The sequence below is a fragment of the Jiangella aurantiaca genome (genome assembly GCF_004349105.1).
Taxonomy (GTDB): Bacteria; Actinomycetota; Actinomycetes; order Jiangellales; family Jiangellaceae; genus Jiangella; species Jiangella aurantiaca.
The window spans coordinates 37,198-50,195 of sequence record NZ_SMLB01000009.1 but is presented as its reverse complement, the minus strand read 5'-3'; the positions used below and the strand labels follow the sequence as shown (position 1 = coordinate 50,195).

12 protein-coding genes are annotated in these 12,998 nt (G+C 73.1%); 4 read left to right on the top strand and 8 right to left on the bottom strand.

Translation table 11 applies throughout. The features are described 5' to 3' along the window. Positions 1-25 precede the first annotated feature (25 nt). From E1262_RS09280 to E1262_RS09270, 3 genes are all read right to left on the bottom strand, one after another. Entirely contained in the window at positions 26-286 is a 261-nt protein-coding gene (locus tag E1262_RS09280; RefSeq protein WP_132102854.1) for a Txe/YoeB family addiction module toxin, read from the bottom strand. After that, complete coding sequence (locus E1262_RS09275) at positions 283-534, bottom strand: type II toxin-antitoxin system Phd/YefM family antitoxin (RefSeq protein ID WP_132102853.1); 252 nt, start codon at positions 532-534, stop codon at positions 283-285. The genes E1262_RS09280 and E1262_RS09275 overlap by 4 nt, the downstream gene beginning before the upstream one ends. A gap of 78 nt (positions 535-612) precedes the next feature. Then, a complete protein-coding gene (locus tag E1262_RS09270; protein WP_132102852.1) occupies positions 613-2,022 on the bottom strand; it encodes a lipase maturation factor family protein in 1,410 nt (469 codons plus the stop codon). Positions 2,023-2,134: 112 nt separating this feature from the next. On the opposite strand from E1262_RS09270, the gene E1262_RS09265 reads away from it, so the two are divergent. From E1262_RS09265 to E1262_RS09255, 3 genes are read left to right on the top strand one after another with little or no spacing between them, the layout of a single operon-like run. After that, entirely contained in the window at positions 2,135-2,341 is a 207-nt protein-coding gene (locus E1262_RS09265; protein ID WP_132102851.1) for a type II toxin-antitoxin system VapB family antitoxin, read from the top strand. Continuing rightward, positions 2,332-2,754: a PIN domain-containing protein gene (locus tag E1262_RS09260; protein WP_132102850.1), complete on the top strand. Its 423-nt coding sequence runs from the start codon at positions 2,332-2,334 to the stop codon at positions 2,752-2,754. Before E1262_RS09265 ends, E1262_RS09260 begins: the two co-directional genes overlap by 10 nt. A 3-nt stretch (positions 2,755-2,757) precedes the next feature. After that, the gene (locus tag E1262_RS09255; protein ID WP_132102849.1) at positions 2,758-3,750 is read left to right on the top strand and encodes an o-succinylbenzoate synthase; all 993 of its coding nucleotides are present in this window, start codon (positions 2,758-2,760) and stop codon (positions 3,748-3,750) included. 25 nt (positions 3,751-3,775) lie between these two features. On the opposite strand, the gene E1262_RS09250 is transcribed toward E1262_RS09255, so the two are convergent. The 4 genes from E1262_RS09250 to E1262_RS09235 form a co-directional block, all read right to left on the bottom strand. Further along, on the bottom strand, positions 3,776-5,089 hold the full coding sequence (locus tag E1262_RS09250; protein ID WP_132102848.1) for an FAD-binding oxidoreductase: 1,314 nt from the start codon (positions 5,087-5,089) through the stop codon (positions 3,776-3,778). A 163-nt stretch (positions 5,090-5,252) separates the two neighbouring features. Then, on the bottom strand, positions 5,253-8,021 hold the full coding sequence (locus E1262_RS09245) for an ATP-binding protein (RefSeq protein ID WP_132102847.1): 2,769 nt from the start codon (positions 8,019-8,021) through the stop codon (positions 5,253-5,255). A 75-nt stretch (positions 8,022-8,096) separates the two neighbouring features. Continuing rightward, complete coding sequence (locus E1262_RS09240) at positions 8,097-9,098, bottom strand: LacI family DNA-binding transcriptional regulator (protein WP_132102846.1); 1,002 nt, start codon at positions 9,096-9,098, stop codon at positions 8,097-8,099. Then, positions 9,095-10,018 (bottom strand): fumarylacetoacetate hydrolase family protein, encoded by a 924-nt coding sequence (locus E1262_RS09235; RefSeq protein ID WP_132102845.1) that lies wholly within the window; start codon positions 10,016-10,018, stop codon positions 9,095-9,097. Before E1262_RS09235 ends, E1262_RS09240 begins: the two co-directional genes overlap by 4 nt. 188 nt (positions 10,019-10,206) lie before the next feature. Between E1262_RS09235 and xylA the strand changes: the two genes are divergently transcribed. After that, positions 10,207-11,364 carry a xylose isomerase gene (gene xylA, locus E1262_RS09230; protein ID WP_132102844.1) on the top strand — a complete coding sequence of 386 codons (1,158 nt, stop codon included), beginning with the start codon at positions 10,207-10,209 and terminating at the stop codon, positions 11,362-11,364. A gap of 238 nt (positions 11,365-11,602) precedes the next feature. On the opposite strand, the gene E1262_RS09225 is transcribed toward xylA, so the two are convergent. Next, positions 11,603-12,991 (bottom strand): pyridoxal phosphate-dependent decarboxylase family protein, encoded by a 1,389-nt coding sequence (locus tag E1262_RS09225; RefSeq protein WP_132102843.1) that lies wholly within the window; start codon positions 12,989-12,991, stop codon positions 11,603-11,605. Between the last annotated feature and the right edge of the window lie 7 nt (positions 12,992-12,998).

Below are 12,998 nucleotides of genomic sequence, written 5' to 3'. Positions count from 1 at the left end.
GGCCCGGGGCCGGCGTATGTCCGCGTCAGGCGCCGTAGTGATACCGACACGCCGCGATCCGAATCTCCCCATCAGCCACCTTGTAGACGAGGCGGTGCTCGTCAGTGACCCTGCGCGACCAGTAGCCCTGGAACCCGTGCTTCAGCGGTTCGGGCTTGCCGATGCCCTCGTTGCCGTTGCGCTGCACGTCCTTGATCAAGGCGTTGATGCGCTTGAGGACCTTTCGGTCCTGCGACTGCCACCAAAGGTGGTCTTCCCAGGCGCTCTCGTCCCAGACGAGCTTCATTCCACCAGGTTCCGCTCCGTGCCGCCGCCGTGCTCCAGACGATCGATCGAAGCCAGGAGCCGCCGAGCGTTCTCAGGACTCTTGAGTAGGTAAGCAGTCTCCTTCAGGGACTGGTAGTCGTCGAGTGCGACGATGACGACTGGATCGTGACCCGCTCGCGTGATGATCACCTCTTCGCGGTCGTCGGTCACCGCGTTGAGCGTCTCTGCGTACTTCGCCCGCGACTCCGAGTACGTCATGGTTCGCATCTCGCACCTCTCTGGTTCACGTACAGGAAGTTGTACGCCGCACTGGCGTCGCGTGCCAGCCCAACAGGACGTGCATCGTCAGACCGGGTAGTCGCCGACGAGCGTCCGGTGCCACCACGCGCCGGTGTCGCGTCGCTCCCGTCTGTCGGTGAACCGGTACCGGTACAGCCGCGCCCGGACGTGCGCCGGCGGCAGGTGTGGGAACGGGTTGTGCCGCAGCAGCGCCAGCACGGGCGGGTCGTTGTCGCGCAGCTTCGCCAGCAGTGCCGGTAACCACGGCTGCGCGTAGCCCGGTGAGATCGCGGCGAACCACATCAGCCAGTCCAGCCGCAGGTGGTAGGGCGCGAACTGGCGCGGGCGGCGGCGCACGTCGCCCGGCTTTCCGCGGAACTCGTACTCCAGCCAGACGGTGTCCGGTCCGGGCACCGCGTCGGCAGTCCCCTCGATGACGACCTCGTGCCGGATCCGCGTGATGCTGCCGAACGCGCCGTACGTGTTCACCAGCAACATCGGGTTGAAGCTGGTGTTCATCACCTGCTGGCTGGAGACCAGGTTCCGCACCGGCCAGTAGCTCAGCACCACCAGCACGGCGGCGAGCCCGATGGTGACGACGGCGTACCAGGCCGGCATGTCGGACAGCTCGGCAGGCGGGTCCACCGGCAGCAGCGCGGACCACAGGCCGCCGCCCACCGCCGTCGTCGCCACCACCATGGTCAGCACGTTGAGCCAGGCGAAGTTGCCGCTGAGCACCAGCCATCCCTGCGTCATGATGACGACGACGGCGGCGACGGTGCGCACGGGCTGCGGCAGGAACAGCAGGAACGGGACGACCAGCTGGGTCACGTGGTTCGCCGCGACCTCGACCCGATGCGCCCACCGCGGCAGCCGGTGGAACCACCAGCTCAGCGGGTTCGGCATCGGCTGGGTCTCGTGGTGGTAGTACAGGCAGGTCAGGTCGCGCCAGCACCGGTCGCCGCGCAGCTTGATCAGCCCGGCACCGAACTCCAGCCGGAACAGCACCCACCACAGAGCGACCAGCACCAGCAGCGGCGGCGGCACCGTCGACGGGCCGAGGAAGATCGCCAGGAATCCCACCTCGCACAGCAGCGACTCCCAGCCGAAGCTGTACCAGACCTGCCCGACCTGCACGATCGACAGGTAAAGCGCCCACGGCACCGCCCAGACGAGCAGGTTCGCCCAGACCGGCAGATCGTCGGCCAGGCCGAGCACCAGGCCCGCCGACCACAGCACGCCCAGCCATGCGACGGCCGCGAAGAAGCGGTCGGAGTAATGCCACTGGAACAGGCTCGGCGCGTGGCGGAACGGCACCCGCGCCACGTACCGCGGGATCGGTGTCAGGCCGCGTTCGCCGATGAGCCCCCGGAACTGGCGGACGGCGCCGACGAACGCCATGAGGTAGACGACGGCCAGAGCCCGCTGGAACACCAGCCGGCTCAGCCAGTAGCCCTCGGCGGAGAACAAGTCCATGGCACGCGCCTCCGCCCCTAGGGTGCCCGGCCTGCGGGCGAACAAACGCTCGCCGTCGCTGATATCTTCGGCAAGATATCCTTGGCTTGATATCCGGGCTCAGGAGGCATCTATGACGAAGACGCAGATCGACATCGACGACAGTCTCTTGGCCCAGGCTGCTGAGATCCTCGGCACCAAGACGAAGCGCGAGACGGTGGAGGCAGCGCTCCGTGCGACGACAGCGCGGCAGGCGCGCCGGCGACTCGGCGAACTCATCGCGGCGTCCGGTCTGACGCCCGCCGAACTCGACCGCGAGGCGGAGAAGGCGTGGCACTGAGCGGCTACCTGTTCGACACATCGGTCATCCACCGGCTTGCCACACCTCGGGTTGCCGATCGAGTCGAGGCACTGGGCGTGCAACGGCCGCTGTACCGATGCGCTGTCACCGACCTCGAGGTGCTGCGCAGTTCGGTCTCTCCTGCCGACTACGAAGCACGCCGGGCCGCGTTGATCAATGCGTACAGCGAACTCCCGATCACACCGGACGTCATGGCCCAAGCGCTCGACACCCAGCGCCGCATGGCGGCCGTCAGCCGGCATCGCGGATTCTCGCTGGCCGACCTCGTCGTCGCGGCGTGCGCCGTGGCACACGACGCCGTGGTCGTCCACTACGACGGCGATTTCGACGTCATCGCCGAAGTCACCGGCCAACCGACGGAGTGGATCGTGCCCGCTGGATCGGTCGACTGACCGGTGCCCGCTGAGGTCGACTTCTCGAGCGCGCTGGTCTACGCGATCCCGCTGCGCACCCGGTTCCGCGGCATCACCGTTCGTGAGGGCATGCTGATCGAAGGGCCGGCCGGCTGGGGCGAGTTCTGCCCCTTCGCCGACTACGACGACGCCGAGTCCGTGTTCTGGCTGCTGGCCGCCGTCGAGCAGGCGACGCGTCCGCCGCCGCCGCCGGTGCGCGACCGGATCCCCGTCAACTGCACGGTCCCTGCGGTCGGGCCGGAGCGGGCGCACGAGATCGTCGCAGCGTCGGGCTGTACGACGGCGAAGGTCAAGGTCGCCGACCATCCGGACGCGCTGGCCGAGGACCTGGCCCGGGTCGAGGCGGTCCGGGCGGCGCTCGGCCCGCCGGGACGAGTCCGGGTCGACGCCAACGCGGTCTGGGACGTCGACACGGCGGTGCGGTCGCTGCGGCTGCTGGACCGGGCGGCGGGCGGGCTGGAGTACGCGGAGCAGCCGTGCCGGACGCTGGACGAGCTGGCGGCGGTGCGGCGAGCGGTCGACGTCCCGATCGCGGCCGACGAGTCGATCCGCCGCGCCGACGACCCGCTCCGCGTCGCCGTCGCGGGCGCCGCCGACATCGCCGTCGTCAAGGGGACGCCGCTGGGCGGGGCGCGGCGGGCGCTGCGGGTCGCGGAGGCGGCCGGCCTGCCGTGCGTCGTGTCGTCGGCGCTGGAGACCAGCGTCGGGCTGGCCGGTCAGCTGGCGCTCGCGGCGGCGCTGCCGGAGCTGCCGTACGCGTGCGGGCTCGGAACGCTCTCGCTGTTCACCGGCGATGTGGTCGGCGACGGCGTCAGCCTGCGGCCGGTGGGCGGGTCGCTCTCCGTCCCCGCCGCTCCTCCGCCACCCGACCCGGAGCGGCTGGCGGAGTTCCGCCTCACCGACCCCGAACGTGAACAGTGGTGGCGCGACCGCCTGGCCCGCGTCCGTGCGCTCGCCCACGCCGGCCCCAGCTGAGACTCTCCCGTCGCGGTTGGCGTCCTCAGGCGCCGAGGGCGGCGTGGCCCCGGGCGAAGAAGCGGTCCGGGTCGTAGGCCGCCTTGACCGCGCACAGCCGGGCGTAGTCGGCCGGGGTGTAGGCGGCCGCGGTCCGGGTGGTGTCGGCGAGGAAGTTGAGGAACGCGCCGCCGATGCCGTGCGGACGCAGCCGGTCCGCGAACTCCGGGGTCGGCTTGTCGAGGATGACGCTGAACGGCACGCCGCGGTGGCTGACCGGGCCCGCGTCGGGACCGGGGCGGGCGGTCGCGCCGTCGTAGTGCCGGATCTCCACCGTCGACCCCGCCTCGGCCGCCTCGACCACCGTGTCCACGACCTCGTCGCCGAGGGCCGGGAAGAAGTCGAAGAACCGGGCCGGGGTGCCGCCCATCGCGGCGTCGGCGTAGTCCATGCTCCGGTAACCGTCGGCCAGCGCCGGCCCGGCGGCCAGTCGCAGCGGCCGGAGCAGCCGCTCGGCTTCGTCGGCGCGACCGGTGTACATGGCCTTGATGCCGAGCGCCCGGCGGCCGCGCAGCTCGGCCGGCATCGCCTCGACGTCCGGGATCGTCGTCAGCACGACAGCGGTGCTCATCTCGTCGGGCGCGGCGGCGGCCCAGTCGCGGTAGACCCGCAGCGCGGACGCCGCGTTGGACACGTCGAACCAGGAGATGCCGCCGTAGACCTGTGCGACGGGGTAGACGCGGAACTCCAGCGACGTGACCACGCCGAAGCCGCCGCCACCGCCGCGGATCGCCCAGAACAGGTCCGGGTGCCGATCGGGGCTGACGGTCAGCAGCGAGCCGTCGGCCGTCACGATGTCGGCGGAGAGGACGCTGTCCGCGGCGAAGCCGTGCTTGCGGGCCAGCCAGCCCATGCCGCCGCCGAGCGTGTAGCCCGTGACGCCTACCGTAGGAGACGAACCGGACAGCGGCGCCAGCCCGTACGGCCGGGTCGCCGCCAGGACATCGCCCCACACGGTGCCGGGCCGGACGCGGACGACCTGCCGGCTCGGGTCGACGAACACCGACGACATCGCCGTCGTCTTCAGCAGCAGACCGCCGTCGTTGGGGACGTAGGTACCGTGGCCGGTCGCCTGGACGGAGAACGGCAGGTCGTGCTCGCGAGCCGCCCGCACCGCGGCCTGCACGTCCGCCGTCGAGCGCGCCTCGACCACGACGTCGGGCCGCGGGTCGAGCGTCGGAAGCAGCGGCTTGCGGTGCTCGTCGTACCCGGCGTCGCCCGGCTCGTGGACGGCGCCCGCGATGGCGCCACGGAGTGCGGTCGCGGCGGAGGTCTGCTGGTGCTGGATCGTGATCGTCATCTCGTCTCCTCTGGGCGGTCTCACCCGGTACGTCGGAGAGCGGGACCCGTTCTCGACATCCGCGGCGGAACTTTTTCGCGATGACTTCACGATCGCCGGGCGAGGGCGGCCGGACATCCGTGCTGAGCACGGATCGACCACGGAAAGGTCTCCGTAGGAACGGTCAGTAGGTGGTAGGCGCGCCCAGTTCGGCGAGAGCTCGGGCGCCGCGGGGCCGGTACTCGCCGCCGGCCAGCAGCAGGCTGCGCGCCCACTGGTACCGGCAGGCGGCCGCGTCCAGCGTCTCCGCGGCCGCGAGCACGCCGTCGCGGTCGCCGCCGGCCAGCGCGGTTGCCCGGTCGACAAGGGCGGCGGCCACGACGTTGTCGGTGGTGAACGGGCGCGCGCGGCCGATCCGCTCGGCCGCGTCGGGTAGCTCGGCCAGGACCGCGGCCTCGGCCCAGAGCGCCGCGTACCACGGCCGCCAGATGAGCTCGAACCAACCGCGGAACTCCTCCGGCGGCCGGTGCAGGACGTCGACGGCCTCGGCGGGCCGGTCGAGGTGCAACGCCTCGAGGGCGGCGAAGACGCTCTCGACGGCGCGCTGGTCGTGCGGCCGCCGCTCGGCCGAGCCCACGCCTACCTCGACGTCACGCCAGACGGCCCGCGCGGCGGCGTGGCCCCGCGCACCGTGCACAGCGCCGAGCGCGGCCGCCACCCGGCGCAGCGACGGGATGCGCGGCCGGCCGGCCCGCTCCCAGCTCTCCCGGAACAGCTCCCCGACGGCGATCGCCTCGGCCCAGTCGCCGGCCAGCACCATGACGACGATGAGCCGCGCGGTGCCGACGTGCGCGACCTCGCGCTGCGACGGCAGGTCGCGCAGAGTCTCGGCGGCCCGCCGTGCCTGCCGGAGGTCGCCGGCCGCGATCGCCGACTCCGTCGCCATGCCGTAGGCGTCGGACAGCTCGAAGCCCCGTTCCGGATCCGGCGGCCCGGCCAGCAACGTGGTCCGCCGCAGCGCGCTCTCCAGCGCGGCGCGCGCCTCGCCGCGCGCCAGCCGCACGCCGGTGAGCGCGTCGAGGGCCGCACTCTCGGCGATCGGATCGCCGCTCTCACGGGCCAGCTCGAGCGCCCGCTCGGTGACGGCGACGGTGCCCGGGTCGTCGTCCGCGGCGGCGAACGCCTCGACGACGGCGCACCGGGCGCGGGTGCCGGGGTCGTCGCCGCCCAGCCGCTCGGCGGTCGCCAGCCAGGCGGCCGCGGCCGCGGCGGGCGGCACCTCGGCCAGGATCCCGGCGGAGCGGTGCATCAGTTCCGCCGCGTGGGCGTACTGCCGGGCGGCCAGGACGGTGTCGCGGGCCCGCTCCGCCGCTTCGGCCGCGGCGAGGTGCAGTCGCAGCGCGTCGTCGCCGGCCAGCCGGGAGCGCGCCGATCCGGCGGCGAGGCGGAGCTGAGCGGCCTTACCGGCGTCGTCCGGCGCGAGGGCGGCGGCCTGCTCGAACCGGCGCTGTGCCTCGGCCGGCAGCCCGCGACGATGGCAGAGCCGGCCCAGCAGCGACGCCGCCTCCGCAGCCCTGGACGTCGGCGGCGCCCCGTGGACGGCCGGACTCGGCGGGGCGGGCGCGGCCCGGGCGACGGCGGCGCGGAGGTCGTCGGCGAGGAGGTCGAAGCGGCCGCGCCAGTCCGGTGCCGCTGCGTCGGCCGCCAGCAGCGCCGTCCCTTCGCGTACGCTCCAGCGCAGGTGGGCGGCGTAAACGGCGGTCTCCTCGCCGGCCGCAATCAGCAGCTCAGCGCCGTACTGGCGGATCGTCTCCAGCGCCTGGTACCGGGTCCCGTCCCCGCCGGCGACCGGCACCAGCAGGCTGTCGTCCGCCAGCGCGGCCAGCACCCCCGGCACCGACCCGGGCGCCACACCGGTCACCGCCTCGGCGGCGTCGACGCGGAACGGCGCCGCGAACACCGAGACCCGGCGCAGTACCGCCCGTCCGACGTCGTCGAGGAGATCGTGGCTCCAGTCCAGCGCCGAGCGCAGCGACCCGTGCCGCCCGCCGCCGCGCCGTGCGCCGTCGAGCAGCCGGAGCCGGTCGGCCAGCCCGCCCTCCAGCCCGTCCAGGCCGACCGCCGGCAACCGTGCGGCGGCCAGCTCGATCGCCAGCGGGTTGCCGTCGAGCGCGGCGCAGATCGTCGCCACCCGGTCGGCCGTCTCGGCCGGCAGCACCACGCCGCCGGCACGAGAACGCTGCTCGAACAGCGTCACCGCGTCGGCGCCCAGCCCGCCGACCGGCACCACCCACTCGAACGGCAGCAGCAGCCGCGACCGGCTGGTGGCCAGCACCGTGAGCCCGGGCGCGGCGGCCAGCAGCGGCTCCACGAACCCGACGACGCCGTCGAGCACGTGCTCGCAGTTGTCCAGTACCAGCAGGGCCGTGCGCCCGGCAGTCCAGCTGAGCAGGGTCTCGGCGGCGGTCCGGCCGGGCTGCTCGCCCAGGCCCAGCGCCGTCGCCACCGCGGCCGGCACGGCGTCGCCGTCGGGCACGGGGACGAGGTCGGTGTACCAGACGCCGCCGGCGAATCGGTCCGCGACGCCCGCGGCGACGGCCAGCGCCAGTCGGGTCTTCCCCACCCCGCCCGGGCCGACCGCGACCACCAGCCGCTGCGACGTGACGGCCTCCAGCAGCGCGGCCCGCTCGGCCTCGCGTCCGACGAACGACGTCAGCGGGGCGGGCAACGGCGGCGCCACACCACCCGCCCGTCCGGCCGGCAGAACGGAAGGCGCCAGCGCGGCCAGCGCCCGCCGGTCGCTCGCGCCGAACTTGCGCAGCAACGCGGACACGTGACTCTCGACGGTGCGGACGGAGATGACGAACCTGGCGGCGATCTCGGCGTTGGTCAGGTGCTCACCGAGCGCCGCGAGCACCTCGGCCTCGCGCGCCGAGATCTCCGGGGCGACCACCCGGCCATTGTGGCCCGCCACAAATGCCGACCGCGAGGTCCCAGGCGGCGGCGAGTTCCACAAGGGAAGGGAGAGTCAGCGTGGCGGCGCCGTGCTCTCCCGGGTGATCAGGCTGGTGGCGAGCTCGATCCGCAGCGGCTGGTCGGTGCCGGGCGGGTCGAGGACGGTGCGGATCGCGATGCGGGCCATCTCGAGCAGCGGCTGCCGCACCGTGGTGAGCGCCGGCGAGACCCACTCGCACAGTGCGACGTCGTCGAAGCCGACCACGCTGAGCTGGTCGGGGAGCCGCAGCCCGCGCCGGTGCGCCTCGGCGTAGACGCCGGTGGCCTGCAGATCCGAGCCGGCGAAGATGGCCGTCGGCGGGTCCGGCAGGTCTAGCAGCGCCCGCGCCTGGTCCTCGCCGCCGCCAGGGCGGAAGTCGCCGTAGCGGACGAGGGCGTCGTCGGCCGGCAGCCCGGCCCGGCCGAGCGCGGCGCGGTACCCCTCGACCCGCTGCTGGCTGCAGACCAGCTCCGGCGGACCGGTGATGACGCCGATGCGCCGGTGTCCGAGCCCGATCAGGTGCTCTGTGGCGGCAAGCGCGCCGGCCCAGTTCGTGACGCCGACGGTGGGGATGTCGGGGTCGAACCCGCCAACCGGATCCATTAGCACGAACGGGATGCCGGCCGCGGTGAGCCGGCGGGCGCCACCGGACGGCAGCGGCGCCAGGGCCAGTAGGACGCCGTCGGAGCGGCGGGCCGTGACGCGGTCGAGCCAGCTCGCGTCGTCGCGGCCCTCGGTGGAGGTGACGACGACGCCGGCACCGGCACGTCGCGCCTCCTGCTCGGCGCCGCGCAGCACGTCCATCGACCACGGCGTGTTGAGCTCGGAGATGACGAGGTCGATGAGGCCGCTGCGCTCCTCGACCCGGGTGCCGCGTCGTTCGTAGCCGCGGGCGTCGAGCAGGTCCTGGACGCGGGCGCGGGTGGCCGGCGCGACCTCCGTCCGGCCGTTGAGCACCTTGCTGACCGTCGCCTCGGAGACGCCGGCCTCGCGGGCGATCTCCGCGATGGTCACCCGCGCGCGTTCCGTCGTCACGGCGCCGGCCTGCCCGCGGCGCGCAGCCTGACGTCGTCGCGCGCGTCGGCCAGCCACGACATCGCCTCGACGCCCTCGACGACGGGGTTGGCCAGCTCGCCCACGCCGCCGATCTCGATGCGGACGACGTCGCCGGCGCACAGCGTCCACGGCGCGGCCGGGACCAGGCAGGTACCGGTCGACAGCACGGCGCCGTCGGGGAACATGTCGGCCCGCAGCAGGAACGACACCAGCTCGTCGAACCGCCGGCGCAGCTGGCCGGTGCTCGCCGTCCCCGACCAGTCGACCCCGCCGTTGCGCTCGATCGTCATCGACACCGGCAGCGCGTAGGGGTCCGGCACCTCCCAAGCCGGCCGGATGCCCGGGCCGACGGCGCACGCGCCGAGATAGGCCTTGGCCTGCGGCAGGTAGAGCGGGTTCTCGCCCTCGATGGTGCGCGACGACACGTCGTTGCAGACGGTGTACCCGGCGATCTCGCCGTACGCGGTGACGACGACGGCGACCTCGGGCTCCGGCACGTCGACGCGGGAGTCGGCCCGAACGGCGATCGGCTCACCGTCACCGACCACCCGCCAGGCGACGGACTTGAAGAACAGCTCCGGCCGCTCGGCGTCGTAGACCAGCTCATAGACGGACGCGGCGCGCTCGCTCTCCTCGACCCGCGCCTCCTCGGACACCTTGTACGTGACGCCGCAGGCCCACACCTCGGTGCCGCCGTCCACCGGCGGGAGCAGCGTCACCCGGTCGATGGGTAAGGCGGGACCGGTCGGCGCTGAGACGACCACACGCAGGTCGGCGATCGGCAGCCGCCACAGCGCCGCGAGCGAGCCGACCCCGTCGAGCGTCGTGACGGTGTCGCCGTCGAGCACGCCGACGCTCGCGGCCGGGGACGACGGGGTGGCGAACCTGACCAGCAGCACCGCGTTTCTCCGTCCGTCGTCCGAAAGTTTCGGAACCGTCACCGTAACGAGCGTCACAATCGGATGTCAATGGCGTGACATCTGGACACGTAGGGGCCTTGCGACCCATGCCACTACGGCCTAGGGTGGCGAAAGCCTCTCAGAAACTTTCGACAGCTCCCCGGAGCGCTCCACTGGAGGACGCGCGCATGAACGACTACACCCCCACTCGTGAGGACAAGTTCTCCTTCGGTCTTTGGACGGTCGGCTGGGAGGGGGTGGACGTCTTCGGCGGTGCCGTCCGGCCGCGGCTCGACCCGGCCGCCGCTGTGCACAAGCTCTCCGAGCTGGGCGCCTACGGCATCACGTTCCACGACAACGACGTCATCCCGTTCGGCGCGTCGCTGTCCGAGCGCGACGCCGCGCTCAAGCCGTTCCGCCAGGCGCTGGACGAGACCGGGCTGCAGGTCCCGATGGTCACGACGAACCTGTTCTCGCACCCGGTCTTCCGCGACGGCGGGTTCACCAACAACGACCGCGACGTGCGCCGCTTCGCCATCCGCAAGGCCGCCGACCAGCTCGACCTCGGCGCGGAGCTGGGCGCCAAGGTGTTCGTCGCCTGGGGCGGCCGCGAGGGCGCGGAGTCCGGCGCCGCCAAGGACATCCGGGCCGCGCTGGACCGCTACAAGGAGGCATTCGACCTCCTCGGCCAGTACATCCTCGACCGCGGCTACGACCTCAAGGTGGCCATCGAGCCGAAGCCGAACGAGCCGCGCGGCGACATCCTGCTGCCGACCATCGGCCACGCCATCGCGTTCATCAACGAGCTCGAACACCCCGAGCTGGTCGGCCTCAACCCCGAGGTGGGGCACGAGGAGATGGCGTCGATGAACTACGCGCACGGCATCGCCCAGGCGCTCTGGCACGGCAAGCTCTTCCACATCGACCTCAACGGGCAGACCGGCCCGCGCTACGACCAGGACTTCCGGTTCGGCGCCGGCAACGCCCGCGGCGCCTTCTGGACCGTCGACGTCATCGAGTCCGGCGGCTACGACGGCCCACGCCACTTCGACTTCAAGCCGCCGCGCACCGAGGACATGGACGGCGTCTGGGCGTCGGCCGCGGGCTGCATGCGCAACTACCTGATCCTGCGCGAGAAGACCGCGGCGTTCCGCGCCGACCCGGAGGTCCAGGAGGCACTGGCCGCGGCCCGGCTGGACCAGCTGGCCACGCCCACCGCCGCACCGGGCGAGACCGTCGACTCGCTGCGCAACGACGAGTTCGACCCCGAGGAGGCGGCCCAGCGCGGCATGGCGTTCGAGCGGCTGGACCAGCTGGCGCTGGACTACCTGTACGGGGTGCGCTGAGATCGATGGGTGAGCTGGTTCCTCCTCGGCGCGCCGTGGGACTGCTCGGCGTCCGGACGGGGTGAGGCGGCGGTGACGCGCCATCACGACTCCTTCGGTCCGGAGCCTCCGTATGAGCCGGGCACGGACAACGCAACCGCGCGCGCCGCACCGCGTTGATCATGGAGAAAGCGGGGTTCCCAGCGCCGCAGAACCCCGCTTTCTCCATGATCAACTTCACGGTGTGAGGTCGCTGTCGTCACCGGGCAGTGTGTGAAACGGCGCGGGCGAGGGCATCGAGGCCGCGGGCGACGTCGGTGTCGTCGGTGGACCAGTTGCTCACCGAGATGCGCAGCACCTCGCGACCCCGCCACCGCGAGCCGGTCATCCACACAGTGCCGTCCGCCATGAGCCGCCGGCCGACCTCGCGGGTGCGGTCGTCGTCGCCGAAAGCCAAACAGACCTGCGTGAACACGACATCGTTGAGGACCTCGGCGCCGGGGATCGCGCGCGCCCCGGAGGCGAACGCGGCCGCGTGGCGGCACAGCCGGTCGACGAGGGCGGCCAGGCCGGACCGGCCGAGCGAGCGCAGCGCCGCCCATACCGGTACCGACCGCGCCCGCCGCGACGTCTCAGGCACGCGCTCGTACGGCTCGAGGTACGTGGCGTCGGTGATCAGGTAGTCGCCGTGGTAGCTGAGCGCCGCCCGCATGGCCACGGGGTCGCGGACCACGACGATGCCGCTGTCGTACGGCACGTTGAGCGTCTTGTGCGCGTCCGTCGCCCACGAGTCGGCGGCGTCGGCGCCCGCGACCAGCCCACGAGCATGGGGCGACGCACCCGCCCACAGGCCGAACGCGCCGTCGACATGGACCCACGCACCAGCGTCGTGCGCGATCGGGACCGCTTCGGTGAACGGGTCGAAGCCGCCGGAATGGACGTTGCCCGCCTGCAGGCAGACGACCGCCGGCCCGTCCGCATCCGACGACAGCGCCGCGGCCAGAGCGTCCACCCGCATCCGCCCCTGATCGTCGACGGCGACGAACTCCGGCGTGCCGAGGCCGAGGTACCGCAGCGCGACGTCGACGGAGTCGTGCCGCTCGGCGCCGGCCAGCACCCGGACCCGCGGCGCCCCACTGAGCCCGCGCGCACCGACGTCCCACCCGGCCCGGGCGAGGACGGCGTCGCGGGCGGCCGCCAGCCCGGCGAAGTTCGCCATCGTCGCGCCGGTGACGAACCCGACCCCGGCCTGCGCCGGCAACCCCAGCACGTCCAGCAACCAGGCGGCCGCGATGTCGTCGACCGCGGTGCCGGCCGGACTGGCGGCGCGCAGCGCGGCGTTCTGATCCCAGGCGCTGACCAGCCAGTCCGCGGCCAACGCGGCCGGCAGCGTTCCGCCGATGACGAATCCGAAGAACCGCCCCGACGGCGTGGCCACCAGCCCCGGCTCCGCGGCGTCGGCGAGCAGCCGCACCACGTCCGCCGGGTCGCTGGGACCGTCGGGCAGCTCCGTTCCGAGCGCCGCACGGACGTCATCGGCACTCACCGTCGCACGCACGATCCGCTCGTCGAGCCCGTCCAGCCAGGCGCGAGCCCGGCTGCTGGCGACGTCCAGCGCGGCGTCGAAGTCCTTGCCACGAGCACTCATGACGACC

What these genes read in the sequence shown, in the direction of transcription:
- E1262_RS09280 (WP_132102854.1), bottom strand. Translation starts at nt 286, where the DNA reads ATGAAGCTCGTCTGGGACGAGAGCGCCTGGGAAGACCACCTTTGGTGG.
- E1262_RS09275 (WP_132102853.1), bottom strand. Translation starts at nt 534, where the DNA reads ATGCGAACCATGACGTACTCGGAGTCGCGGGCGAAGTACGCAGAGACG.
- E1262_RS09270 (WP_132102852.1), bottom strand. Translation starts at nt 2,022, where the DNA reads ATGGACTTGTTCTCCGCCGAGGGCTACTGGCTGAGCCGGCTGGTGTTC.
- E1262_RS09265 (WP_132102851.1), top strand. Translation starts at nt 2,135, where the DNA reads ATGACGAAGACGCAGATCGACATCGACGACAGTCTCTTGGCCCAGGCT.
- E1262_RS09250 (WP_132102848.1), bottom strand. Translation starts at nt 5,089, where the DNA reads ATGACGATCACGATCCAGCACCAGCAGACCTCCGCCGCGACCGCACTC.
- xylA (WP_132102844.1), top strand. Translation starts at nt 10,207, where the DNA reads ATGAACGACTACACCCCCACTCGTGAGGACAAGTTCTCCTTCGGTCTT.
- E1262_RS09225 (WP_132102843.1), bottom strand. Translation starts at nt 12,991, where the DNA reads ATGAGTGCTCGTGGCAAGGACTTCGACGCCGCGCTGGACGTCGCCAGC.